This is a genomic window from Stenotrophomonas rhizophila (genome assembly GCF_003751305.1).
In the GTDB taxonomy this organism is placed as follows: Bacteria; Pseudomonadota; Gammaproteobacteria; order Xanthomonadales; family Xanthomonadaceae; genus Stenotrophomonas; species Stenotrophomonas rhizophila_B.
The window spans coordinates 352,734-376,584 of sequence record NZ_RJKV01000002.1; the positions used below are offsets into that span (position 1 = coordinate 352,734).

The 23,851-nt window shown below is 67.8% G+C and carries 20 protein-coding genes; 8 read left to right on the forward strand and 12 right to left on the reverse strand.

Annotation, left to right across the window (positions count from 1 at the left end):
• Positions 1 to 9 precede the first annotated feature (9 nt).
• The gene (locus EDF74_RS10155) at positions 10 to 1,347 is read right to left on the reverse strand and encodes an acetamidase/formamidase family protein (RefSeq protein WP_221180343.1); all 1,338 of its coding nucleotides are present in this window, start codon (positions 1,345 to 1,347) and stop codon (positions 10 to 12) included.
• An 87-nt stretch (positions 1,348 to 1,434) separates the two neighbouring features.
• A complete protein-coding gene (locus tag EDF74_RS10160; protein WP_221180351.1) occupies positions 1,435 to 2,502 on the reverse strand; it encodes an SDR family oxidoreductase in 1,068 nt (355 codons plus the stop codon).
• Positions 2,503 to 2,585: 83 nt separating this feature from the next.
• Between EDF74_RS10160 and EDF74_RS10165 the strand changes: the two genes are divergently transcribed.
• The gene (locus tag EDF74_RS10165; RefSeq protein WP_123730022.1) at positions 2,586 to 2,966 is read left to right on the forward strand and encodes a winged helix-turn-helix transcriptional regulator; all 381 of its coding nucleotides are present in this window, start codon (positions 2,586 to 2,588) and stop codon (positions 2,964 to 2,966) included.
• 62 nt (positions 2,967 to 3,028) lie between these two features.
• Here EDF74_RS10165 and EDF74_RS10170 read toward each other — a convergent pair whose 3' ends face one another.
• A complete protein-coding gene (locus tag EDF74_RS10170; RefSeq protein ID WP_123730023.1) occupies positions 3,029 to 4,048 on the reverse strand; it encodes a serine hydrolase domain-containing protein in 1,020 nt (339 codons plus the stop codon).
• 115 nt (positions 4,049 to 4,163) lie between these two features.
• Positions 4,164 to 4,766: a TetR/AcrR family transcriptional regulator gene (locus tag EDF74_RS10175; protein ID WP_123730847.1), complete on the reverse strand. Its 603-nt coding sequence runs from the start codon at positions 4,764 to 4,766 to the stop codon at positions 4,164 to 4,166.
• 112 nt (positions 4,767 to 4,878) lie between these two features.
• On the opposite strand from EDF74_RS10175, the gene EDF74_RS10180 reads away from it, so the two are divergent.
• Entirely contained in the window at positions 4,879 to 6,087 is a 1,209-nt protein-coding gene (locus EDF74_RS10180) for an MFS transporter (RefSeq protein WP_123730024.1), read from the forward strand.
• Positions 6,088 to 6,127: 40 nt separating this feature from the next.
• Positions 6,128 to 7,321 (forward strand): MFS transporter, encoded by a 1,194-nt coding sequence (locus EDF74_RS10185; RefSeq protein ID WP_123730025.1) that lies wholly within the window; start codon positions 6,128 to 6,130, stop codon positions 7,319 to 7,321.
• Positions 7,322 to 7,534: 213 nt separating this feature from the next.
• Here EDF74_RS10185 and EDF74_RS18230 read toward each other — a convergent pair whose 3' ends face one another.
• Together EDF74_RS18230 and EDF74_RS18235 are read right to left on the reverse strand one after the other, a co-directional pair.
• Entirely contained in the window at positions 7,535 to 7,708 is a 174-nt protein-coding gene (locus tag EDF74_RS18230; RefSeq protein ID WP_184997192.1) for a hypothetical protein, read from the reverse strand.
• A gap of 25 nt (positions 7,709 to 7,733) precedes the next feature.
• Positions 7,734 to 7,874, reverse strand: coding sequence for a hypothetical protein (locus tag EDF74_RS18235; protein WP_184997194.1), 141 nt, complete (start codon positions 7,872 to 7,874; stop codon positions 7,734 to 7,736).
• A 199-nt stretch (positions 7,875 to 8,073) separates the two neighbouring features.
• Here EDF74_RS18235 and EDF74_RS10190 point away from each other — a divergent pair, with 199 nt between their 5' ends.
• A complete protein-coding gene (locus EDF74_RS10190; RefSeq protein WP_123730026.1) occupies positions 8,074 to 10,698 on the forward strand; it encodes an excinuclease ABC subunit UvrA in 2,625 nt (874 codons plus the stop codon).
• 15 nt (positions 10,699 to 10,713) lie between these two features.
• On the opposite strand, the gene EDF74_RS10195 is transcribed toward EDF74_RS10190, so the two are convergent.
• From EDF74_RS10195 to EDF74_RS10215, 5 genes are all read right to left on the reverse strand, one after another.
• Positions 10,714 to 13,230 (reverse strand): PepSY domain-containing protein, encoded by a 2,517-nt coding sequence (locus tag EDF74_RS10195; protein WP_123730027.1) that lies wholly within the window; start codon positions 13,228 to 13,230, stop codon positions 10,714 to 10,716.
• A 177-nt stretch (positions 13,231 to 13,407) separates the two neighbouring features.
• On the reverse strand, positions 13,408 to 13,968 hold the full coding sequence (locus tag EDF74_RS10200; RefSeq protein ID WP_260232244.1) for a TlpA family protein disulfide reductase: 561 nt from the start codon (positions 13,966 to 13,968) through the stop codon (positions 13,408 to 13,410).
• The gene (locus tag EDF74_RS10205; RefSeq protein ID WP_184997196.1) at positions 13,965 to 16,331 is read right to left on the reverse strand and encodes a protein-disulfide reductase DsbD family protein; all 2,367 of its coding nucleotides are present in this window, start codon (positions 16,329 to 16,331) and stop codon (positions 13,965 to 13,967) included. Before EDF74_RS10205 ends, EDF74_RS10200 begins: the two co-directional genes overlap by 4 nt.
• Positions 16,331 to 16,669, reverse strand: coding sequence for a divalent-cation tolerance protein CutA (gene cutA, locus EDF74_RS10210; protein ID WP_019183549.1), 339 nt, complete (start codon positions 16,667 to 16,669; stop codon positions 16,331 to 16,333). The genes EDF74_RS10205 and cutA overlap by 1 nt, the downstream gene beginning before the upstream one ends.
• Before the next feature lie 72 nt (positions 16,670 to 16,741).
• The gene (locus EDF74_RS10215) at positions 16,742 to 18,529 is read right to left on the reverse strand and encodes an endonuclease (protein WP_123730030.1); all 1,788 of its coding nucleotides are present in this window, start codon (positions 18,527 to 18,529) and stop codon (positions 16,742 to 16,744) included.
• Between the two features lie 293 nt (positions 18,530 to 18,822).
• Between EDF74_RS10215 and EDF74_RS10220 the strand changes: the two genes are divergently transcribed.
• Both EDF74_RS10220 and groL read left to right on the forward strand, forming a co-directional pair.
• Entirely contained in the window at positions 18,823 to 19,110 is a 288-nt protein-coding gene (locus tag EDF74_RS10220) for a co-chaperone GroES (RefSeq protein WP_019183551.1), read from the forward strand.
• A 91-nt stretch (positions 19,111 to 19,201) separates the two neighbouring features.
• The gene (groL, locus tag EDF74_RS10225; protein ID WP_019183552.1) at positions 19,202 to 20,851 is read left to right on the forward strand and encodes a chaperonin GroEL; all 1,650 of its coding nucleotides are present in this window, start codon (positions 19,202 to 19,204) and stop codon (positions 20,849 to 20,851) included.
• Positions 20,852 to 20,982: 131 nt separating this feature from the next.
• Here groL and EDF74_RS10230 read toward each other — a convergent pair whose 3' ends face one another.
• Complete coding sequence (locus EDF74_RS10230) at positions 20,983 to 21,882, reverse strand: LysR substrate-binding domain-containing protein (protein WP_123730031.1); 900 nt, start codon at positions 21,880 to 21,882, stop codon at positions 20,983 to 20,985.
• Between the two features lie 213 nt (positions 21,883 to 22,095).
• On the opposite strand from EDF74_RS10230, the gene EDF74_RS10235 reads away from it, so the two are divergent.
• Positions 22,096 to 22,731: a glutathione S-transferase family protein gene (locus EDF74_RS10235; protein ID WP_123730032.1), complete on the forward strand. Its 636-nt coding sequence runs from the start codon at positions 22,096 to 22,098 to the stop codon at positions 22,729 to 22,731.
• 16 nt (positions 22,732 to 22,747) lie between these two features.
• Positions 22,748 to 23,797, forward strand: coding sequence for an LLM class oxidoreductase (locus tag EDF74_RS10240; protein WP_221180344.1), 1,050 nt, complete (start codon positions 22,748 to 22,750; stop codon positions 23,795 to 23,797).
• Positions 23,798 to 23,851: the final 54 nt, after the last annotated feature.

The window sequence follows — 23,851 nt, forward strand, 5'->3', positions numbered from 1 at the left end:
TGGCCTTCATCACCGCGCGCTGCGTGCCTCGCCTGCTGCGGTGGCGCCCGGTGCTGGCGTGGGCAACTGCTGCAACACGGCCTTGTCGATCTTCGCTGCCACGCCGACGCTGCGGCCAGCCAGATTGGCGACGTGATACTGCACCGCCACGCCCAGCACCTGCGCCGCTTCGGACAGGGACAGGCCGTAGGCCTGCGCCAGCCACTGCAGCATGCCCGAGGTGGCGATCCGCAGCGCGTCGTCGCTGGAGCCGCCTTGGCCCAGGGTCATGATCTGCGTCGGTGATTCGACACGCGGGGTGGAGATCGATGCCCGCTTCACCAGCTCGACCCGCACCACTACGTCCAGCGACGTTTCCAATGCCCACTGCGTGGTTTCACCATCGCCCTGCAACGCGTGGCCATCCCCCAGGTACAGCAGGGCGCCGGGTTGCTGCACGGGAAGATAGACGGTGTTGCCTTCGACGACGGCGTTGAAATCCATGTTGCCGCCGCTGTCCTGGGTATCGCCGGTGGAGAGCGGCGGATACCCGAAGCCCGGCGCGAGGGCCAGGCCACCCAGCATCGGCTTGACTGGAATCTGGACGTTCTTCAACGCACCCGAGGCCCCTTCCGGGCGGGCAAGGCCCTTGGTGCGATCCAGCGTCCAGCGCACCGGTTTGCCCAACGCGGTGGCCTCGGCTGCGACGCGCGGGGTTTTCAGTCGGCCTACCAGGCCATCCAGGCTGTCCGCGTAATCGCGGTTGAGCTTCAGCGAGGTGAGCGTGATGGCCAGCGTATCGCCCGGCTCTGCACCGACGATGAAGAACGGTCCCACCTGTGGATTGCCGAACAGCGCCCGGGTCACGCCATGCTCGTCGACGCCACCGGAGTCGAGCGTCCGGGTCTGTAGCGAATCGCCGGGATGGATCACCAGGACCGGTGCCCGGTCCGCGCTGAAGGTATTGGAGTAGTCCGTCGGCGTGAACACATGGTGTTGTGGTGCGTTGCCCGCCCGCGTGGGCACCCGCCATGCGCGGAACGCATGCGTGGCCCGTGCCGCGCGATTGTTGGTATCCGGCTGATCACTTTCACCCTGCATGTGCGCGTCGTTGACGGTGCCGGTGAAGTGCTGGAGCTGGCCATCGCTGTCCTTCACCGTGAACCGCAGAGACCCGTCACGCAGCGTGCCTGCGATGGGGTCTCCGCCGAGCGTTCCGCCAACGCGCGCGCCCTGCACGTCCAGGTGCAGCGTCTGGTAATACGGGTTGCCCCAGAGATCGGTGGTGACGACCCACTGCTCGGCAGCGGGTGCACTCAGCGGAAGCGCCGCCAGCAACACCAGCGACGATGGCCAGGACAGGGACATGGGTGAGATCCGAGAAGGCCCGGAGGGCGTGTGCCGCAGCCTAGCGGCTCGCACCGCAGGGACCACAGTGTCTAAGGTAACCCCGCTTCAGGGAATCAACCTGGCCGCCCGCAGCCTGGCGAACAGCGCAAAGAAGGCATCGTCGCTGGGCTGGTAATCCAGGAACCCCATCCGGCGGCTCTTGGACATGTCCGTGATCACCTCCAGCGGGCGCCCGAGATCGGCATCGGTGTGCCAGGGAGAGATCAGCCGGTGGATATCCGGCTCTGCCAGACCGTGCGTGGCGGCCAGTGCGGACCATGGCGCAGCATCGTTGGCCATCTGCACCGCCAGCGGCTGCACCTCACCGCTGAACGGCACGGCCTCGATATCGAACCACGCGGCGATCCGGCCCCACATCCAGCGCCAGCGGAATACATCGCCGTTGACCACGTTGAAGGCCTGATTGGCCGCCGCCGGGGTCCGGGTGGCCCACAGCAGATGCCGTGCCAGCACGCCAGCATCGGTCATGTCGGTCACCCCTTCCCACTGCGCGCGCGAGCCCGGGAACTGGAACGGGCGCCCGGTGTGGCGGCACAGGGTGGCATGCACGGCCAGCGTGGTGCCCATGTTCATGGCATTGCCGACCGCCGCACCGATCACCGTGTGCGGGCGATGCACGCTCCAGTGAAACCCATCGCGCGCGGCGGCGGCGAACACCTCGTCTTCCTGTGCGTAATAGAAATTGTCCACCGGCAGGCGCGGTTGTTCTTCACGGAACGGGGTCTGCGGCAGGTTGCCCTGCGCATAGGCTTCGAAGGGGCCCAGGTAGTGTTTCAGGCCGGTCACCAGCGCCACGTGCTGCACCGTGCCGGCCGGCTGCACCGCATCGAGCAGATGGCGCACCATTGCCGCATTGACGCGGATGTTCTCGGCCTCGTTGGCCTGCCGCGACCACGTGGTGATGAACACATGCGTGGGCGCCAGTCCGGAAAGCGCTTCACGTGTGGCCTGGGCATCACGCAGATCGGCCGAAACGCCGTGCGCACCCGCCGGCAGCGCATCGGGCCGACGCGCCAGGCCATGCACCTCCCAGCCTTCCTGCAGCAACTGCTGGATCAGCGCACTGCCGACGATCCCGGTGGCACCAACCACCAACGCTTTCTGCCTCACGATGTCGCCTCTTTCATTGCTTTACAGGCGCACACCTTAGGATATCCAGGTACGCCTCGAAAGAAGGCACCAAACGGTAACCACACATGAAAACCGGCAGTCCCGAAGAACACTGGCAGGAGGATTGCGCGCCCCGGCGGGTGCTGGAGCTGTTCAGCACCAAGTGGACCTCGATGGTGCTGCACACCCTGGCCGTGCGCCACGACGGCACGGCCCGCAGCAACACCCTGCACCGCAGCCTGCCGGCCATTTCGAAGAAAATGCTGATCCAGACCCTGCGCGACATGGAGCATGCCGGGATCGTGCTGCGCACCGAGTACCCCACCGTGCCGCCCTCGGTGGAGTACTCGCTGACCCCGCTGGGGCGGCAACTGGTGGAACCGGTCGAACTGATCTACGACTGGGCGCGCCGCAACGCCGGCGCCCTGGACGCGCTGCAGCCGCGTATGACCTCGCGCCGGCGCTGAGCGGGGCCGGCCAGCCGGATCGAGTAGAGTGCGGCTCCCCTCCAGCGGATCGATGCAGTGACCTACGCTTCTGGCTCCTGCACGTGCTGGGTTGGTCGCTGTTCGCGCTGCACCACGTAGCTGCTGAAGCCGTTGATGAAGCCACCATGCTCCACATCGGCCACGCCCTGCACCTGGCCGATGATCCAGCCGAAGCCGTATCGCGATGCCTTGCTGTCGGCCAGCACGGTCTTGCTCATGGCCTGCGCCAGCAACGCGGCGGGTACGAGCGTGCCGTCGCGCAGTGCCTGGTGCCAACGTGCGAGATCGTCCACCGTGCTGATGAGGCCACCCGCGCCCTGGGGCTGGGTCATGCTGATGAAGTCCGCGTTCTGCAGCACGCCCTGCGCTTTCCGATAGCCGTGGGCACGGCCCGGGATGATGGCCAGGTGGGTGTCATAGCGGGTGTGCTGCATGCCCAGCGGCTGGAAGATCGCCTGCTGCATGTACTCGGCATAGGACTGGCCGGACAGGCGCTGGATCAGGTGGGTCAGCACGATGTAGTTGGAGTTGCTGTAGCGGAACCGCGTGCCGGAGGCGAACTCCAGTGGCAGTTCCTTGAAGTAGCCGATCAGGCCGAGTGCATCGGCCTCCTCGCGGCGCGCGGCGCGCGATGCCGGAATGCTGCTGACGTTCTTGATGCCGGAGGTATGGGTGAGCAGCTGTTGCACCGTCACCTTGCCCATGGGGCCGGCCAGTGCCGGGTCCAGTGTGTCCAGCGGGGTTTCCAGCCGCAGCTTGCCGGCCTGCACCAGCTGCATCACGGCCACCGCGGTGAACTGCTTGGTCACCGAGGCCAGCCGCAGCGCGGCGTCCGGTCGCATCGCCACGCCATTTTCGATGTCGGCCATGCCGTAGGCCCGGCGCAGCAGGACCCGGTCGCCCTGGGTCACCAGGACCACGCCGCCCGGCTGCTGGTCCTTGAAGAAGGCGTCAGCTTCGCGGGCCAGCGCCTCGGTCCGGGCCGGGGCAGCGTTCGTTGCCGCAGCGGAGCCGGTCATCACCAGCGCCGATGCCATCAGCACAACACCCAGAATCTTCATGCGTCCTCTCCTTCAGTAGATGGGAGAAGCGTAGGGGCGGCCCTGCGAGTACATGGAGCGATATATGACCTGCGGTCAGGCTCCCGATCCAGTGGCGGCCAGACAGGATGAGCGGTCAGTGCGGTGAGGTGACCCGCAGCCCACGCAGCAGCAGGTCCAGCGCGGTCACACTCTGTGCCAGCCGCGCATCGCCATCGTCGCCATCGTCGCCATCGGCGATCCAGAACGCCGCCTCGGCCAGGCTGCCGTACACCAGCGAGGCGAGGGCCTGCGGGTTGGCCTCGGCGACCACGCCCTGATCGATCAGGCAGGCGAGCAGGCGCTGCATGGAATCGATGCAGTGGCGCTGCGATTCCGGCGAGGCACCGCCGAGCACCGCGCGCGCGTCGCGCAGGACAATGCGCTGGATGGTCGGCTCCAGCGCCATCTCCAGATACCCGATGCAGCGCAGGCGAAAGCCCGCCCACGGGTCTTCGGCGGCGTCGGAGATGGCCTTGAGGCGGTCGTCCATCTCGGCGTCGATCTGATCGACGACGGCCGCGAGCAGGCCCTGCTTGTCGCCGAAGTGGTGATACAGCGCGCCACGGGTGAGCCCGGCCTGCGCGGTGAGATCGTCCATGGAGGTCTCGGCGTAGCCACGCGCGCTGAAGACCGCGCGGGCGGTGGCCAGCAGCGTGGCACGGGTCTGCTCCATGTCGGCACGGGTGCGGCGAACCATCATCATCTCCTTGCATACGGGACGGATGATTGTTTACATCCGGTGCGTATGTATATAGGATTTTAAACATACGATGTGTATGTAAGTGGCGCAAAAGGCAGTGCAGAGAACCGTGACCAACCCCTATCGACAGCTGTTCGCAGCCCCGGGCAGCCCCGGCTTCGCGTTGGCGGGCCTGCTGGCGCGGCTGCCCTTGCCGATGACCGGCATCGGCATCATTACGCTGCTGGCCCAGGTGCGTGGCAGCTATGCGCTGGCGGGCGCGGTGGCCGCCACCTTCGTGCTGACCTACGCGCTGCTCTCACCGCAGGTCTCCCGTCTCGTGGATCGGCATGGGCAGCGCCGGATACTGCCGCTGGCCACCGGCGTCAGCGTGCTCGGGCTGCTGCTCCTGCTCGGCGCCTCGTGGTGGGAGGCGCCGACCGCGCTGCTCTTCGTCGGCGCGCTGCTGGCCGGCGCGATGCCCAGCATGTCCGCGATGGTGCGCGCGCGCTGGACCGCGATCTATCGCGGCCAGCCGCAGCTGCAGACCGCGTACGCGCTGGAAACCGTCTTCGATGAGGTCACCTTCATCGCCGGGCCGCCGCTGTCGGTCGGCCTGGCGGTCGCAGTGCTTCCCCAGGCCGGTGTACTCGCCGCTGCCGTGCTGCTGCCGATCGGCGTGCTTGCGTTGATCGCGCAGCGCCGGACGGAGCCGCCCATCGACGCAGCAGCGTCGACCGCCAGGCGCGATGGGTCTGTCATGCGCCTGCCCAGCGTGCGCTGGCTCGCGCTGTTGATGGTCGCCATGGGCGTGATCGTAGGCACGGTGGATGTCGTCAGCGTCGCCTTCGCCGCGCACCTGGGCCAGCCTGCGGCCGCGAGCCTGGTGTTGTCCGCCTATGCCGCCGGCTCCTGCCTGTCCGGGGTGCTGTTCGGCGCCATGAAGCTGCAGGCGCCGTTGCACCGCTGGTTGCTGCTGGGCGGGCTCGCGACCGCACTGACGACGTTGCCACTGTGGTGGGCGGGCAGCCTGTTCGGCTTGGGTGCGGCGGTGTTCGTGGCCGGCGCGTTCTTCGCACCGACCATGATCGTGGCGATGTCGCTGGTCGAGCAGCAGGTGCCGGCGCGTCAGTTGACCGAAGGCATGACCTGGCTGCTGGCGGCATTGAACGTCGGTGTCGCATTGGGTGCCGCCGCGTCCGGCCAGTGGGTGGATGCCCATGGGGTGCGCGCGGGATTCCTCATCGCGGTGTGTGCCGGCGGCGCAGTGCTGCTGGCCGCGATGTCCGCGCATCGCAGGCTGCGTCTGCCCCCGGCACCCGCCTCGGGGGACGCCTGATGCAAGCACCTGGAACACTCACACCACACGGAGCTGCAGCATGACGCCTCCCCTTTCCGGGCGACAGCCCGATGCACGCCACCCCTGGTGGGCGGTCACCGCCGTGAGCCTGGCCACGTTCTCGGTCGTGACCACCGAAATGCTGCCCGTCGGCCTGCTGACCCCGATCGCCGACGCCCTGCAGACGAGCACCGGCACCGCAGGCCTGATGGTGTCGCTGCCGGCGTTGCTGGCGGCGTTGTTCGCCCCGCTCGTGGTCATCGCCTCCGGCCGGCTGGACCGCCGCACGCTGCTGTGCGGCCTGCTGGGCCTGCTGGTGATCGCCAATCTGGGCGCGGCCTTCGCACCCACGCTGGGCTGGATGCTGGCGGCGCGCGTGCTGGTCGGGTTGTGCATGGGCGGCATCTGGGCGATTGCCGGCGGGCTGGCCATGCGGCTCGTGCCGACGCGATCCGTCGGGCTGGCCACCTCGCTCATCTTCGGCGGTGTGGCGGCGGCCTCGGTGCTGGGCGTTCCGCTCGGTGCCTTGATCGGTGAGCTGTTGGGATGGCGCTGGGCATTCGCCAGCATGGCCCTGCTCAGCGCGGTGGTACTCGCACTGCATCTGGCCGTCGTGCCCAGGCTGCCGTCGACCCATACCACCACCGTGCGCCAGTTCGGTGAGCAGTTGGGCAACCGGGGGCTGCAGCTCGGGTTGCTGCTGACCTTGCTGCTGGTCGCCGGACACTTCATTGCCTTCACCTTCGTGCGGCCACTGCTCATGACAGTCTCCGGATTCGACGCGCGCTGGGTGGGGCTGTTGTTGTTCGGCTACGGCGCTGCCGGGATGGCCGGAAATTTCCTCGCGGGCATCGTGGCGGCGCGATATACGGCACCGACGGTGTTGCTGATCGCAGCGGGCCTGGTGCTGGCGCCGCTGCTGTTCCTGTCCATCGGCGACGCGCGTGCCGGCGGTGCCATCGCGCTGATCGCGTGGGGGCTGGCCTACGGCGGCGTCTCGGTCGGGTTGATGACGTGGATGATGAAGGCTGCGCCCCGCGCGGTGGAGGTGGCTTCCGCGCTCTACGTCGGCGTCTTCAACATCGGTATCGCATCGGGCGCATGGCTGGGCGGTCAGGCGCTCGACCGGCAGGGGCTCAGTGCCAACCTCTGGCTGGCCGGTGGCTTCGCGGCTACCGCAGTGCTGGTGTGCGTTGTGGGGCGCGGGCTGCAACGACCCGCCCGGGTGATCTGAGCCGGGGCGTGCATGCCGCACCGATGCGTTGACACGCCCCGGATGTGCCATGCTGCGGAACATCCAACCGGGAACGCTGCCATGGCCAAGGGCCTGAACAAGCAGAAAGAAACGAAAAAGAAGCCTGCCAAGACGGCGAAGGAAAAGAAGGCCGAGAAGAACGAAAAGAAGACCACCCGCGGTTTCGCACCGGTCTGATCGATCCCGGCACGTCTAGAGCGTGCTGGAATCCACAAGCTGGCGACCGGCCTGGGTCAGGTCGATGTCGCCATCTTCGGCCTGGGCTGCATAGCCGGCCTTCACCGCCCAGTTGGCGTCCTCGTCACTGACCGGCCGCGTGGCATTGATGTCATCGAGGATGCGGCGCTGTTCGTCGGTCAATGGCATTCGGCGGTCCTCCCGGCAGCGTCGCTCATGGCGCGGGGGCATCCACGCTGATCACGCGCTGGGCCAGCCTCGCGCGTTTGGCCCGCCGATGATTCACCCACCACACCAGCCCCGGCAGGCCGTAAAGCAGTGCACCGGCGAGCAGGAAGATTTTCAAGGCGGTCATGGCGGTCTCTCTCCGTACGGCATGGCGTGTTGGCGGCAATCCCACCGCACTCCCAGCGGTAGTTCAGCGCAATCGCTGTGAAGGTGCTGTTCCCTTCTTCACTCTCGCACGTTCGGACCGGCGTGGCCGGTGCCGGATCAACGCGCCCTTCACGGGCCCTCACCGGCGGTGAGCCAGTGCGGTTCGCTATCCTGCTCCCATGAACAAGCCAGCGCGACGTACCCCGTCCAGCACCGCCGTCGTCCGCGTCCGCGGCGCACGCGAACACAACCTCAAGAACGTGGATGTCGACATCCCGCGCGATGCGCTGGTGGTGTTCTCCGGCATCTCCGGCTCGGGCAAGTCCTCGCTGGCGTTCGGTACGCTCTACGCCGAGGCGCAGCGGCGCTACCTGGAATCGCTGTCGCCGTACGCACGTCGCCTGATCGACCAGGTGGGCGTGCCGGACGTGGATGCGATCGAGGGGCTGCCGCCGGCCGTGGCCCTGCAGCAGCAGCGCGGCACGGCCAGCGTGCGCTCCAGCGTCGGCAGCGTGACCACGCTGTCGAGCCTGCTGCGGATGCTGTACTCGCGCGCCGGCACCTATCCGGCCAGGCAACCCATGCTCTACGCCGAGGACTTCTCGCCGAACACGCCGCAGGGCGCCTGCCCGAACTGCCACGGCCTGGGCTACGTGTATGAAGTGACCGAGCAGTCGATGGTGCCCGATCCCTCGCTGAGCATCCGCGAACGCGCCATCGCCGCATGGCCGCCGGCGTGGCACGGGCAGAACCAGCGCGACATCCTGGTCACGCTCGGCTACGACGTGGACGTTCCCTGGCGCGACCTGCCCAAGAAGCAGCGTGACTGGATCCTGTTCACTGAGGAACAGCCGGTGGTGCCGGTGTACGCTGGCTTCACCCCGGCCGAGACCCGCGCCGCCGTGCGTCGCAAGGAAGAGCCGAGCTACATGGGCACTTTCAGTGGTGCGCGCCGCTATGTGCTGCACACCTTTGCGACCACGCAGAGCGCGATGATGAAAAAGCGCGTCGCGCGCTACATGATCGGCGCAAAGTGCCCGGTCTGTGATGGCCGCCGGCTGAAGCGCGAAGCGCTGTCGGTGACCTTCGCCGGCATGGATATCGGCACGTTGTCGCAACTGCCGCTCAGCGCCATGGCACAGGCATTGCGTCCGGCGGCAGAGGGGCATTTCGAGGTAGCGGCAGCAACCGCCACGCGCAGCCGCAGCGCCGGCAAGCAGGCCACGGCCAAGCGGGTCGCTGCCGGTGGCAACGCGCATGCGGGCGGCAGCGATGTGCGTAGAACGCCGGATCTGTCCGAGGAGAAACGCATCGCGGCCCAGCGCATCGCGCACGATCTGATCGAACGGATCGGCACGCTGCAATCGCTCGGTCTGGGCTATCTGTCGATGGACCGCGCGACCCCGACGCTGTCACCGGGCGAACTGCAGCGCTTGCGCCTGGCCACGCAGATCCGCTCCAGCCTGTTCGGCGTCGTGTACGTGCTCGATGAGCCCACCGCCGGCCTGCATCCAGCCGATGGCGAGGCCCTGTACGACGCACTGGCGCAGCTCAAGGCGGGCGGCAACACGCTGTTCGTGGTGGAGCATGATCTGGAGATGCTGCGCCGTGCGGACTGGCTGGTGGATGTCGGCCCGGGTGCGGGTCAGCACGGCGGCCAGGTGCTCTACAGCGGCCCGCCCGACGGCCTGCGCACGATCAAGGCGTCTGTTACCGCGCCGTATCTGTTCCAGGACGCCGCCGGTCCGCGCCGCACGCCGCGCGCGCCGTCCGGCTGGCTGGGCCTGCAGGGCGTTCACCGCAACAACCTGCATGGTGTGGATGCACGTTTTCCGCTTGGGGCGTTCACGGCGGTGACCGGAGTCTCCGGCTCGGGCAAGTCGAGTCTGGTCAGCCAGGCGCTGGTCGAGCTGGTCGGCGAGCACCTGGGGCAGGAGCCGGTCATCGAAGAGACCGACACCGACCTGCCGCAGCCCAGCCGCATCGAACGCACCCGTGGCCGGTTGAACGGGGCCAAGGCGATCAAGCGTCTGGTCAACGTCGACCAGAAGCCGATCGGGCGGACGCCGCGCTCCAACCTGGCCACCTACACCGGCCTGTTCGATCATGTGCGCCGTCTGTTTGCCGGCACCCGCTCGGCCAAGGCACGCCGCTACAGTGTGGGCCGCTTCTCCTTCAACGTCGCGGCAGGCCGCTGCGAAACCTGCGAAGGCGAGGGCTTCGTCCACGTCGAGCTGTTGTTCATGCCCAGCGTCTACGCGCCATGCCCCACCTGCCATGGGCAGCGCTACAACGCCAAGACGCTGGAGGTGCATTGGAACGGCCGCAACATCGCGCAGGTGCTGGCGATGACGGTGGAGGAAGCCTTGGCCTTCTTCGCCGAAGAGCCGCCCGTGCAGCGGCCGCTGCAACTGCTGCGGGATATCGGCTTGGGCTATCTGCGTCTGGGCCAGCCGGCCACCGAGCTGTCCGGTGGCGAGGCGCAGCGGATCAAGCTGGCGACAGAGCTGCAGCGCAGCCAGCACGGCAACAGCCTGTACGTGCTGGATGAACCGACCACGGGCCTGCATCCGGCGGATGTGGACAAGCTGATGATGCAACTGCACGGCCTGGTCGACGCCGGCAACACGGTGGTGGTGGTCGAGCACGATCTGCGCGTGGTGGCCGACGCGGACTGGGTGATCGATGTGGGGCCGGGCGCGGGCGAGGAGGGCGGCCGGATCGTGGCCGAAGGCACGCCGGCCCAGGTCAGTCGCGCCAGGCAGGGCGCCACCGCGCGCTATCTGCGCCGCTGGTTTCCCTGAGCGGCGCAGTGCACCTCAGTACACGTCGCGGCGGTAGCGCCCGTCGTTGAGCAGGGCATCGACCGCGTCGTTGCCCAGCACCTCGCGCAGCACCCTATCGACGCCCTCGGCCATGCCGTGCAGCGAGCCGCACACGTAGAGGCTGCCGCCCAGATCCACCCACGCGCGCAGTGCCTCCGGCGCGGTACGCAGGCGGTCCTGCACATAGCCGCCGCCGTCCGGATCGCGGGAGAACGCCAGGTCCACCCGGCGCAGATGGCCCTGCGCCTGCCACGCCTCGATCTCCCCGCGATACAGGAAGTCGTGCGCGCGCGTGCGCTCGCCGAACACCAGCCAATGCCCGCGGTCGCCACGCGCGTCTGCCTCACGCAGCAGGCTGCGCAGGCCGGCGATCCCGGTACCGTTGCCGATCAGCAGCATCGGGGCATGTTCGGGATGGCGATGGAAACCGCTGTTCGGGCGCACCCGGGCGCGGATGCTGTCCCCATCAGCGGCATGTACGCACAGCCAGCCCGAGCCAAGGCCGTGGCGGCCATCGGGCAGCTCGGTCAGCCGGATCACCAACTGCACGACGTCATCGCCCGGGATCGAGGCAATGGAGTATTCGCGATGCGGCAGTGCCGGCAGAGGCGCCAGCCAGCGTGCGGCGTCGGGCGCTGCAGTCGTATCGGGCGCCTGCGCTGTCTCCGGCAGCACGCGCGCGGCGGCGGCCTCGGCCAGCGTCGTGATGCGTCCATCCACCGTCACCGGTGCCTGCGGATCCAGACCATTGCGGGTCAGCACTGCCAGCACGTGTGCACGCGCATGGCGGGGGGCGATCTCCAGAATGTCGCCGGCCTGCCAGTGGGTGTGTGCCGGCGGCCGCAGTGATACCTGCCAGATGGCCCCGGCGGCGCTGCCGGAATTGAGCTGCGCGCGCGCGTCCAGCGCCCACGGTTGCAGCTCGACCGGCGCGGGCAGCGGGGTGTGGTCCTCGACGCCGGTCAGCGCGGCCAGGTGCTGCTGCCAGTGCCCCAGTGCGACCGCGTCGGTGCGGTCCACCTCGATGCTGGCGAACAGGCGCTGTGCACCCTGCGCGGCCAGCCAGGTATCCACCTGACGCGAGAAGCCACAGAAGCGCGCGTACTCGCGGTCGCCCAGCCCAAGCACGGCGTATGCCAGCCGCTGCAGTGACCCGGATTGCGTCAGTACCCGTCGCTCGAACGCACGCGCGGCATCGGGTGCTTCACCATCGCCGAAGGTGCTGATGACGAACAACGCCTTGTCCGTGGTAGCCAGCAGTGCCGCGTCCACCTGCGCGAGCGGACGCACCTGCACCGGCAGGCCGGCCGCCTGCAACTGGGCGGCAGCGCGCCAGGCCAGCTGCTCGGCAAACCCACTCTGGCTGGCGAACCCGACCAGCCACGGCTGTCCAGTGCCCATGGCCGCAGCAAGAGGCAGGCGTGAGGCACGCACCTCGCGTTTCTTTCGGCGGCGGTCCAGGTACAACATCCAGCCGGTGATGAAGAACACCAGCATGCCCAGGCTGGACAGCATCACGATGATCCGCCCGGGCAGGCCGAAGAAGCTGCCCGAATGCAGCGCGAACATGCTGACGATGATTTTGCCGCCGGGGTTTTTGGCGGCGTAGGGCTCCAGCGAGAGCAGTGCGCCAGTCGCCGGATCCAGTTGCGCGATGTCCTGCGCGCGGTCGTGCGCGGCATCGCCGCCCTGCACGCGGCTGGTGAGCGCGCGGCCGGGCTTGGCCGGGAAGCGCAGATCGATGTAACCGTGGCGCACGCCGTCCAGCGCGTACAGGGTGGCCTGCACCTTGTGCAGATCCAGTGGGCCGCCGCGGGTGCGCGGTTGGCTCTGCTCGGCGCTCGAGCCGCCGAGCAAGGTGGTCGCGGCCTTGCGGTACCAGTCGAACGACCACCACAGCCCGGTCAGTGCGATCAGCAGGTACACCAGCAGTACCCAGGTGCCGACCACCGAGTGCAGGCTCCACAGAAAACTGCGCCCCGTGCGCGACCATTCCACCGCCAGCCAGGTGCGCCAGTGCCACCAGCGTCGTGGCCAGCGCAGATACAGCCCGGACAGGCAGAAAAACACCAAGGTGATCGCGCAGCTGCCGGTGATCAGGCGGCCACGTTCGCCGCTGACCAGGTGGCGGTGCAGGTCTTCGACGAAGGCGAAGAACGCCAGCCCCCGCAACCCGGTGAGTACGGTGCCGGTGTACGGATCGAAGTAGCGCCAGTTGGCCTGGCCGCCTTCGAAACGCGCGACCGACAGGCGCTGCCCGGTGGCATCCACGCGCAGCCGCTGCAGCGCGTGCGGCATGTCCTGCTGCAATCGCGGTAGCAGCTCGGTGAGCGCCAGCGGCTGCTCGCCGGCTGCATGGCGTTCCACCACCTGCGCAAGCGCCGGATTGGCCGCGCGCATCAGCTCATCTTCGAAGGACAGCGTGGCGCCACTCAGCCCCATCACCGCCAGCACGGTGCCGGCGGTGATGCCCAGCAGCCAATGCAGCTGGAAAAGAACGGTCTTCAACATGGGGCGGTTCCGGCGGCAGAAGGCAGCGCGGCCAGCCACGCAGGCGGCGTGACACTGCCTGGCAGCGAATGAGAATGAATCTCGTCATTGTTGGGGGTGCCGCAACGGCGGTCAAGACCTTCGGCGAGGTTGCGCGGCCACGATCAACGGCCACGCTGTCGACGATGGCAGACGGCCTCAGTGGCGCGCCCACGCCTCGATCTCGCCGGCAGAGAACGGCCCGAGCTTCTGCTTCACGATGCGCCCTTCGGCATCGACCAGCACCGAATAGGGGAGCAGGCCCTGTGCATTGCCCAGGCGCACGCTGGCATCGGCAGGGCCGGGCGTGTCGAGCACGATCGGGTAGGCCACGGGAATGCGGGCCAGGAAATCGCGCACGCCTTCGGGGGTATCCAGCGCCAGCCCGAGCACCTGCACACCGCTGTCGCCCTGGGCGTCGGCAAACGCGGTCAGCGCGGGCATTTCCTCCACGCAGGGGCCGCACCAGCTGGCCCAGACATTGATCAACAGGGGGCGGCCACGGAAGCGGGCCAGATCCACGGGGTGTCCGTGGATGTCGGGCAGGGTGATCGCCGGCATCGGATCGCCGGGTTGGGCTGCGGCTACTGCCGCGCGCTGCGGGGGTGGGGCGATCGCCGGGCGGGTGTGATGCCCGGCGAACCACAGCCCCGTGCCGATGCCCAGCACGGCCGCGATCACGACCACCACGACCATCTGCCGTGGTGGCCGCAGGCTCATCGTGCGGTCCGCAGCAGCGCTTCTTCCACCAGCGCCTGGGTCAGCACGGTCGGCAGCACCGTCGGCGGTGCGCCCGGGCCGTAGACCACATACAGGGGCACGCCGACCGCCTTGTGCTCATCCAGGAACGCGGTGATCTGCGGGTCGACATTGGTGTAGTCGCCGCGCATGTAGACCGCGTTGGTCCGGCGCAGGGTGTCGCGGAAGGCATCGGTGCCCAGCACCGCGCGCTCGTTGGCCTTGCAGGTCACGCACCAGTCGGCGGTCATGTTGACGAACACCACGCGGTTGTCCTGGCGCAGGCGGTCCAGCATCTGCGGTGAGTACTCCACCACGTTGTCGCTGGCCGGCTGTGCGGCCTTGGCCGGCGGATCCAGGCGGGTCACGCCCCAGATCGGATACAGCGCGGCCAGCACCAGCAGCAGGGCCAGCAGGCCGCCCACGCGCTGACTGCGCCAGCGGCTGCGCTCGAACCACCACAGCGCCAGCGACAGGATAACCAGGCCGCCCAGCACCAGCGCCATCGCATCCACGCCGCGCTGCTTGCCCAGCACCCACAGCAGCCAGATCGCGGTGCCGTACATCGGGAAGGCCAGCACCAGCTTGAGGGTTTCCATCCACGCGCCGGGGCGCGGCAGGCGACGGGCCAGCGACGGCACGAAGCCGATCAGCAGGAACGGCAGGGCCAGGCCCAGGCCGAGTGCCAGGAATACCAGCATCGCCTGCAGGCCGGGCGCAGCGAAGGCATAGGCCAGTGCCGGGCCCATGAACGGGGCCACGCACGGGCTGGCCACCACACAGGCAAGCACGCCGGTGAAGAAATCCCCGACCGGGCCGCTCCGCGAGGCCAGCGTCTGGCCGACCCCGCCCATGCTGCCGCCCAGGGTGAACACGCCCGACAGGCTCAGACCGACGGCGAACATCAGATACACCAGCGCGGCGATGAACCACGGGTGCTGCAGCTGGAAGCCCCAGCCCGCGGCCTGGCCCGCTGCACGCAGCGCGATCACCAGCGCACCGATCGCAGCGAAGGCGACCAGCACGCCGGCGGTGTACCAGAGTGCATGGCTGCGCGCGCGCTGGCGGCTCTCGCCACTCTGTGCCACACCCAGCACCTTCAGCGACAGGATCGGCAATACGCACGGCATCAGGTTGAGGATCAGGCCACCGGCCACGGCGAACAGCAGCAGCACCAGCAGGTTGCCCGGTGCGGCGGCCGGTGAGGCCGGCGGAGGGGTGCGCTGTGCGTTGTCGGCGCTGGCATCCGGGGTGGCGGCGGTGTCGCCCGGCACGGCCAGGGCCGGCTCGTTCGGGCGGATCAGCATCGGCTGGCTGCCGGTGCCACCGTCGCCGCGGGCCTGCGCGCGCTTGTCGCGATTGGGCAGCGGCGCGATGACCTCGGTCTTCTGTGCGACCTCATCGGCCTTGGCATTGATCGTGCCGGCCGGCAGCGCCAGCTTCACCCGCCGCGTCATCGGCGGGTAGCAGATGCCATCGGTCTGGCAGCCCTGGAAGGTGATCACCAGGGTGGCATCGGTGGCATCGGCACGGCTGCGGCGCAGCGGCAGCGGGACGTCGATCTGGTCGAAATACACCGCCACGTCGCCGAAGTGCTCATCGCGGTGCGATTTCGCGGCCGGCCATGTCGGCTTGTCCGCGCGGATGCCCGGCGCGCCTTCCAGCGCCAGCGAGGTGCGGTCGCGATACAGGTAGTAGCCCGGCGCCGGCGTGAACCGCAGCAGCACGGTGTTGCCATCGCCGACGATGGCATCGAAGCCGAAGGCGCGCTCGGACGGCAGCGGCAACGCCTGAGCGTTGCTGGTGCCGGGCAGGCGCAGCCCGCTGCCGGTGGTGTTGGCGAGTGGGGTGTTGAACGGGGAGGCGGTGCTACTGGCGGCGGCCGGTGCGGCACTGGCAGTGCCACCGCCGCCGGCCGGCAGCTTCACCTGCAGCGTGCGCTTCTGCGGCGGGTAGCACACGCCCGCATCGGCGCAGCCCTGGTAGCGCACTTCCAGCGTGACAGTGTCGGTGCCATCGGCGGCCTTGCCGGGCAGCACGCCGGTCAGGCGTTCGCGGTAGGTCTCCACCTCGCCGAAGAAATCATCGTGGTGCTTCTTGCCGGCCGGCAGCTGCAGCGCCTCGGCGTCGAAGCCGGCATCGGCCTTGACCGTGGTGCGGTGGCGATACAGGTAATAGCCCGGGGCGATCTTCCAGTTGATCTCCACGCGGTCGCGGTCGCGCGCCTGCGCGGTGAGCCCGAAGGCCTCATCGACCGGGAGCAGATCCTTTTCGCTGACCGCCCAGGCCGGCAGGGAGACCACGAGCAACGCGCACAGCGCGGCAACACGACGAAACAGCGTCATCAATCACTTTCCTCACGGGTCTGCGCCCGAATCCAATCCAGGTACGCCGGCAGGCCGGCGCGGGTTTCGACCGCGATGCACTCGGGGAGTTCATACGGGTGCAGGGCCTGCACGCGCGCGATCGCCGCGTCCAGGCGGCTGCCGGTGGTCTTGATCAACAGTTGGACCTCATGGTCCTCGGTGACCTCGCCCTGCCAGCGGTAGGTCGAATGCGCCCCGTCCAGGCGCGTGACGCAGGCCGCCAGGCGTTCGTCCACCAGCGCGTGTGCCAGCCGCGTGGCGCAGGCCACGTCGGGGCAGGTGGTGAACAGCAGGAAGACGGGATCGGCAATCGACATGACCGCCGAGTATAGGACCGCCAGAGGCCAATGGTCCGACCGGCGCCGCGAGGGGGCGCCGGTCGGCCGGGCTCAGTTGGCCAGCTGGCAGGTGGCCGGCTTGGCCGAGGTGAACAGCGTCGGGGTGGCCCACTCCGGGTGGTCGATGAACGGATTGCGGTTGCCCTGGAAACTGAAGATCACTTCGTTGCGAGCGCGTTCTGCCGCGTCCGGCGGGTCGGACAGGTGCCAGTCGATCAAGGTCGAGAGCAGACCCATGTAAGCCGGCGAGGCCGAGGTCTTGACGATCTTGCTGCGGTCGTCGGTCAGCTCCAGGTCCGGCTCGGACTGCCCGGTTTTGGCATCTTTACCGCCTTCATAACGGATCGCCATGTACATCACCGCACGCGCCATATCGCCCTTGCGGTGGCCCCACACTTCGAACGAGCCGCCATTGCCATCCGGCGTGCGCACCCAGTTGGAGGTGCCCGGGTAGCCACCACTGCCGCCGCCGAAGCCATTGTTGGCCTCGGTCGCGCGTTCACCGCAGTTGCTGTCGCATTTGGCAAAGGGCTTGTTGCCGCGGTCCGCATTCCACTGCGCATCGGTCAGATACAGCATGTGGGTGTCGGTATAGGGAGCGTAGGGCAGGCCCTTGTCGCCGGTGGTGCTGGCAAAGCCCAGCGAGTTGGGCCAAGTGTGCTCGCGGTTGTAGGTCAGCCCGCTGCCGGTGCCTGCGCGCCCGCTGACCTTGGTGTAGCTGCGGTTGCGGTAGGCATCGAGGATCTTGCCGCTGTTGTTGGGATCTTCGTCGGCGATTTCCAGGATGGTCCAGGTGCTGGTGCCCGAGCCGCTGTAGGGGTAGGCGGTGTGGCCCTTGATGGTCTCGTGCAGCGAGCAGCGCAGCTGGCTGGGGGTGGAGGTGGTGACCCGGGCGTAGTACTTGCCCGGAGTGCCAGGGTTGCCCGGATCGGGCGTGGTGGCGGTGGCCACGGTGAAGGCGATGCGCGTATCGGCGGCCGGGCGTGCGCCCTGGGCATCCTTCACGCGGGTGGCGCGGATGTCGAAGCGGCAGGCTTCCCCCGCCACCAGCGCGGTGTTGGTGGCCAGGGTGAAGCGGGTGCCGGTGGTCGGGTGGCTCAGCGCCACCGTGCCGGACTGGCCACAGCTCAGCCCGAAGGCGCCGCTGGACAGGGTGACCGGCTCACTGAAGGTGACGCTCAGGTCGGCGGCAGCCGGGAAGGTGCTGGCGCCCTGCTCGGGGGTGGTGGCGGTGACCGAGGGCGCGGTGTTCGGGCCGGTCGGGCCGCCGCCGCCGCTGAAGGTCTGACCGTGGTTGCACGCGCCAAAGGTCTGGGTGGCCGATTCGGCCCAGGTGAAATGGGCGTACTGGCTGCCGCTGCCGGTCAGCTGCAGGGAGGTGCCCGGGGCGGTGCTGTTGGTCTCGCTGACCGGGATGTTCTGGCTGGTCAGGCCTGCCGCGGGCCCCCCGGCGGCGGTGACGGTGCCCTCGTAGCTGAGGAACTGGACCACCTTGCCGCTGGCGTCGACCAGGGCAATGCCGTCGTTGGGACCGTTCTGGATCCCGTTGGTCGGGTAGCTGACCGTGGCCAGCCGGGCGCCGCCGCAACTGGCGGTGCCGGCCGGGACCGCGTTGTTGGCGTAGACCGCGGCCGCCGAGGGGTTGCTGCCGTTGTAGAGATAGAGCCGGTAGCCGGACAGGTCTTCACCGGCGGTGGCGACCACTTCGATCGCCTCGCCGACGTCCCCGGCCGGGGTGCTGTCGTCGTAATGCAGTTCATTGATGAATACATCGGCCCGGGCCGGGCTGGTGGCCAGCACCAGCAGGCAGGCCAGGGACAGCGGCGTCAGCAACCTCATCTACGGCTCCTTGTGATTGGTCAATGCCGATCGAATCTACTCACTCCAGATGACACATCCGTAGGTCTGTCGGATTCGACCTTTCGCATTGAGAACTGCGTCAAACATTCACATCCAGGGCGGGGTCGGCGAAAAAATCCGGCCCACTGCCCTTGAAAGGGGAGGGGCCAGCACCATCTCTGCTCTGTCCCGCACCGTCGGGTTTTTTCGTGAGCGTGGCTGGCAGTCGCCCTGTGCGAGTGCTAACATCGCCAGACTTTCCTAGACCAATCAACAACTTAAAAGGGTCTCACATGAGCATCAAGCCGCTTCATGACCGCGTCGTAGTCAAGCCGATCGAAGCCGACGAAATCTCGTCCGGCGGCATCGTGATTCCGGATTCCGCCAAGGAAAAGTCGACCAAGGGTGAAGTCGTGGCCGTCGGCCCGGGCAAGCCCCTGGACAACGGCAGCGTGCGCGCGCCGTCGCTGAAGGTCGGTGACAAGGTCATCTACGGCCAGTACGCCGGCAGCAGCTACAAGTCCGAAGGCGTCGAGTTCAAGGTCCTGCGCGAAGACGACATCCTCGCCATCGTCGGCTGAGTGATGCGGCCGGCCCCGTGCCGGCGCTTCCGCACTTCCTCCCGTTCAAGCAGCCGGGCATCGCCCGGCTCTACATAAAAAGGTAATCGCAATGGCTGCCAAAGATATTCGTTTCGGTGAAGACGCCCGCGCCCGCATGGTTCGCGGCGTCAACGTTCTCGCCAATGCCGTCAAGGCCACCCTGGGCCCGAAGGGCCGCAACGTCGTGCTCGAAAAGAGCTTCGGCGCGCCGACCATCACCAAGGACGGCGTCTCCGTCGCCAAGGAAATCGAACTGGCTGACAAGTTCGAGAACATGGGCGCGCAGATGGTGAAGGAAGTTGCTTCGCGCACCAATGATGACGCCGGCGACGGCACCACCACCGCCACCGTGCTGGCCCAGGCCCTGATCCGCGAAGGCGCCAAGGCCGTTGCTGCCGGCATGAACCCGATGGACCTCAAGCGCGGTATCGACAAGGCCGTGATCGCCGCCGTCGCCGAGCTGAAGAACATCTCCAAGCCGACCGCTGACGACAAGGCGATTGCCCAGGTCGGCACGATCTCGGCCAACTCGGACGAGTCGATCGGCAACATCATCGCCGAAGCGATGCGCCGCGTGACCAAGGAAGGCGTCATCACCGTTGAAGAAGGCTCGGGCCTGGACAACGAGCTGGACGTCGTCGAAGGCATGCAGTTCGACCGTGGCTACCTGTCCCCGTACTTCATCAACAACCAGCAGTCGCAGACCGCTGACCTGGACGATCCGTACGTGCTGCTGCACGACAAGAAGATCTCCAACGTGCGCGATCTGCTGCCCGTGCTGGAAGGCGTCGCCAAGGCCGGCAAGCCGCTGCTGATCATCGCCGAAGACATCGAAGGCGAAGCGCTGGCCACCCTGGTGGTCAACACCATCCGTGGCATCGTGAAGGTCGTGGCCGTCAAGGCACCGGGCTTCGGCGATCGTCGCAAGGCGATGCTGGAAGACATGGCCGTGCTGACCGGCGGCACCGTGATCTCCGAGGAAATCGGTCTGTCGCTGGAAAAGGCGACGATCAAGGACCTGGGCCGCGCCAAGAAGGTGCAGGTCTCCAAGGAAAACACCACGATCATCGATGGCGCCGGCGAGAAGGCCAACATCGAAGCGCGTGTCACCCAGATCAAGACCCAGATCGAAGACACCTCCTCGGATTACGATCGCGAGAAGCTGCAGGAACGCGTGGCCAAGCTGGCCGGCGGCGTTGCCGTGATCAAGGTCGGTGCCTCGACCGAAATCGAAATGAAGGAAAAGAAGGATCGCGTCGACGACGCCCTGCACGCGACCCGTGCAGCCGTTGAAGAAGGCGTGGTCCCGGGCGGCGGCGTTGCCCTGGTCCGTGCGGTCACCGCGCTGAGCGGCCTGAAGGGTGCCAACGAAGACCAGAACCACGGCATCCAGATCGCCCTGCGCGCGATGGAAGCCCCGCTGCGCGAAATCGTGGCCAATGCTGGCGAAGAGCCGTCCGTGATCGTCAACAAGGTCAAGGAAGGCACTGGCAGCTTCGGCTACAACGCCGCCACCGGCGAATTCGGCGACATGCTGGAATTCGGCATCCTGGACCCGACCAAGGTGACCCGTTCGGCGCTGCAGAACGCGGCCTCGATCGCTGGCCTGATGATCACCACCGAAGCCATGGTTGCCGAAGCCCCGAAGAAGGATGACGGCGCTGGCGCAGCTGGCGGCGGCATGGGCGGTATGGGTGGCATGGGCGGCATGGACTTCTGATGTAGAGGCCGGCCTTCGGTCGGCACGCATCGGAGCGGTAGGTGCCGCCCGTTGGTCGGCACCCGCCATGCGCCAACGCAGTACAGAAAACCCCGCCGGAAGGCGGGGTTTTTTTTGCGCGTATCACGGGCTCACAGCGCGCTGGTCGGCGCCTCGACCTCCTCCTGCAGCCAGCGCAGGAATGCCGCGATGGCCGGATTCTCTTCGGCGCCGGGCAGGGTGACGGCGTAGTACGCAAACCGCGTCGGCCAGGGATGATTCAGCACGACGGCCAGCCGCCCGCTGGCCACTTCGGCTTCCACATACAGGTCACGCACCAGCGCGATGCCCTGGCCCGCTTCCGCGGCGCGGATCAGCAACACGTCGTCATCGAATGCCGGGCCACGTTCGACGCGCGGATCGGGTGGCAGGTCCAGCGCGCGGAACCACAGCGACCAGTCGCTGCGGTCGGAATCCTGCAGCAGCGGGTACTGCAGGCAGTCCACGGCCGAGTGGATCGGCGGGCCCTCGGCGAGCAGCGCCGGGCAGGCCACCGGCAACAGCACCGGCGCCGCCAGTGGGCGTGAGACCAGGCCGGGGTAGTCACCGAGACCGTGGCGGATGGCGATGTCGATACGGTCGCGACGTAGATCCGCCAGCGCCGATGAGGCCTCCACACGCACTTCGATCGCCGGGTGGCGTTCGGTGAACCGCCCCAGCCGCGGCACCAGCCAGGACGCGGCGAAGCTGGGCACGGTGCTGAGGGTGAGCGTCTGCCGGGCATGGATGGCCTCCAGCGTAGCCATGCTGTCCTGGATCTGATCGAACGCGCGCAGCAGGGCCGGGTGCACCTGTGCGCCGGCCGGGGTAAGCGTGACCCCATGAGGGGTGCGGGTGAACAGCACAACCCCGGTGCGCGCCTGCAGCAGCTTGAGCTGCTGGCTGATCGCGCCCGGGGTGACCCCCATGACCGCAGCAGCGGCCTTGAGGCTGCCATGACGCCCGGTTTCGGTGAAGGCGCGCAGCGCGAGCAGGGGGAGGACGGCGCCCATGACCTTAGATTTTCTCTCTTGGAAGTGCAGGAAGAATCGTTCTACAGAGCGCGTTGGCCTGCGTAGCATCGTGATCATGTTGATTGAACGCGGTTTAGTCCAGCTGCATTGCATGAAGCCCGATAGCCGACCCGCAATCGATATGCGTCGCCGTCGCAGTGTGGCGTCGTGACGTGAACCCCTCCGCCATCCCTCGCCTGCAAGGAGACCGATGTGTCCCCCGCTTCGCTGCACCTGTACACCGACAGCTCGCCCAATGGCTTCAAGATCACCATCGCGCTGGAAGAGCTCGGCATCCCTTACGTACTGCATCACGTGCGCATCGACGAAGGTGAGCACCGCCATCCCGATTTCCTGCAACTGCATCCGCACGGTCGCATTCCGGTGCTGGTCGATGACGCGACCGGTATCACCGTGTTCGAATCGGCGGCCATCCTGCTGTACCTGGCCGAGCAGAGCGGACGCCTGTTGCCCGAGGCGCCACGCGCGCGCTGGGAGGCGATCACCTGGGTGATGTTCCACTCCGCCAGCGTCGGCCCGATCCTGGGGCAGCGCGTGCACGCTGAGATGTTCGCCCAGGAGCGGTACGTGCCTGCGATCGAACGCTACCGGCGCCTGAGTGCGGAATTCTTCGCCACGCTGGATCAGCGCCTCGCAGACCGTCCATGGCTGGCCGGTGAGGCGTACTCCATCGCCGATATCGCCGGCTATGGCTGGACCTACATCGCCTCGCTCATCGAGTTCGACTTCAGTGCCTATCCGCACCTGAGTGCGTGGCACGCGCGCATGTCGCAGCGGCCCGCCGTACAGCGTGGGGTGCTGCTCCCCGAACCGGCTACCGGCCCCTGACCCAGGAACGACCACGATGCCCCTGTTGACTGCTATCTCCCCGATGCAAGCGCCGCTGACCGGCGCATCCGCACCGACGTTCGCCCGCCATGCCGGTTACCAGCGCATGTTCCGCGAGGGGGCGCTGACGCTGGGTGTGTTCCTGCCCCTGCGCTTCTATCAAGGCGACATGCAGGTGCTGGCCGGGCAGGCGGATCTGGTGAGCCAACTGGACCGCGATGGCTTCGCTGCGGCCTGGGTGCGCGATGTGCCGCTGTTCGACCCGTTGTTCGGCGACGCCGGGCAGCTGTTCGATCCCTTCACCTATCTGGCTTTCCTGGCCGCGCGGACAGAGCGGCTGGCGCTGGCCACGGGCAGTGCGATCTTCTCGCTGCGCCACCCGATCGATCTGGCCAAGTCGGCCACCACCATCGACCAGCTGTCCGGTGGGCGACTGGTGCTGGGGATCGCCTCCGGCGACCGACCGGTGGAGTTCCCGGCGTATGGCCTGGAGCACGCCGAGCGCGGGGAGCGCTTCGCCGCATCGGTGACCTACGTCCGCCAGTTGATGCAGCACGGTCCCCTGCATATCGACTCGCCACTGGGCGAGGTGCAGGGCGTAGAGCTGTTGCCCAAGCCGGTGGCCGGTGCGATTCCGCTGCTGGTGACTGGCACCTCGCGCCAGACACTGGACTGGGTCGGGCAGCATGCTGATGGTTGGCTGACCTATCCCGAGGCAACCCATCACGCGGGCGGACCGCAGCGCCTGGCCGAGAAGATCCAGGCATGGCGCCGTCTCATCCCCGACGGTGGCTTCCGCCCGCATGTCACCAACGAATGGCTGGATCTGGTCGAGGACCCGAACCATCCCCGCACGCCGCTCAATGGCGGCTACACGCTGAGAACCGGCCGCAACGGATTGATCGATCTGCTGGGCGAGTGGCAGCGTGCCGGCGTGAACCATGCGGCGCTGGGCATCCAGTTCTCGCAGCGGCCGGCGGCCGACGTGCTGCAGGAACTGGCCGAGTACGTGCTGCCGTTGTTTCCTTCGCATGACGGGCCCTTACCGGCGCGTGTCCACTGGTAAAGGGGGCGACCGGAATCCCTGCGCTATGGCTGGGCGTGTCCGTCGCGGCGGATG

Excerpts from the sequence above, each read along its gene's own strand:
- EDF74_RS10155 (WP_221180343.1), bottom strand. The coding sequence starts at position 1,347 with ATGTCCCTGTCCTGGCCATCGTCGCTGGTGTTGCTGGCGGCGCTTCCG.
- EDF74_RS10165 (WP_123730022.1), top strand. The coding sequence starts at position 2,586 with ATGAAAACCGGCAGTCCCGAAGAACACTGGCAGGAGGATTGCGCGCCC.
- EDF74_RS10170 (WP_123730023.1), bottom strand. The coding sequence starts at position 4,048 with ATGAAGATTCTGGGTGTTGTGCTGATGGCATCGGCGCTGGTGATGACC.
- EDF74_RS10175 (WP_123730847.1), bottom strand. The coding sequence starts at position 4,766 with ATGGTTCGCCGCACCCGTGCCGACATGGAGCAGACCCGTGCCACGCTG.
- EDF74_RS10185 (WP_123730025.1), top strand. The coding sequence starts at position 6,128 with ATGACGCCTCCCCTTTCCGGGCGACAGCCCGATGCACGCCACCCCTGG.
- EDF74_RS18230 (WP_184997192.1), bottom strand. The coding sequence starts at position 7,708 with ATGCCATTGACCGACGAACAGCGCCGCATCCTCGATGACATCAATGCC.
- EDF74_RS18235 (WP_184997194.1), bottom strand. The coding sequence starts at position 7,874 with ATGACCGCCTTGAAAATCTTCCTGCTCGCCGGTGCACTGCTTTACGGC.
- EDF74_RS10190 (WP_123730026.1), top strand. The coding sequence starts at position 8,074 with ATGAACAAGCCAGCGCGACGTACCCCGTCCAGCACCGCCGTCGTCCGC.
- EDF74_RS10195 (WP_123730027.1), bottom strand. The coding sequence starts at position 13,230 with ATGTTGAAGACCGTTCTTTTCCAGCTGCATTGGCTGCTGGGCATCACC.
- EDF74_RS10200 (WP_260232244.1), bottom strand. The coding sequence starts at position 13,968 with ATGAGCCTGCGGCCACCACGGCAGATGGTCGTGGTGGTCGTGATCGCG.
- EDF74_RS10205 (WP_184997196.1), bottom strand. The coding sequence starts at position 16,331 with ATGACGCTGTTTCGTCGTGTTGCCGCGCTGTGCGCGTTGCTCGTGGTC.
- cutA (WP_019183549.1), bottom strand. The coding sequence starts at position 16,669 with ATGTCGATTGCCGATCCCGTCTTCCTGCTGTTCACCACCTGCCCCGAC.
- EDF74_RS10215 (WP_123730030.1), bottom strand. The coding sequence starts at position 18,529 with ATGAGGTTGCTGACGCCGCTGTCCCTGGCCTGCCTGCTGGTGCTGGCC.
- EDF74_RS10220 (WP_019183551.1), top strand. The coding sequence starts at position 18,823 with ATGAGCATCAAGCCGCTTCATGACCGCGTCGTAGTCAAGCCGATCGAA.
- groL (WP_019183552.1), top strand. The coding sequence starts at position 19,202 with ATGGCTGCCAAAGATATTCGTTTCGGTGAAGACGCCCGCGCCCGCATG.
- EDF74_RS10230 (WP_123730031.1), bottom strand. The coding sequence starts at position 21,882 with ATGGGCGCCGTCCTCCCCCTGCTCGCGCTGCGCGCCTTCACCGAAACC.
- EDF74_RS10240 (WP_221180344.1), top strand. The coding sequence starts at position 22,748 with ATGCCCCTGTTGACTGCTATCTCCCCGATGCAAGCGCCGCTGACCGGC.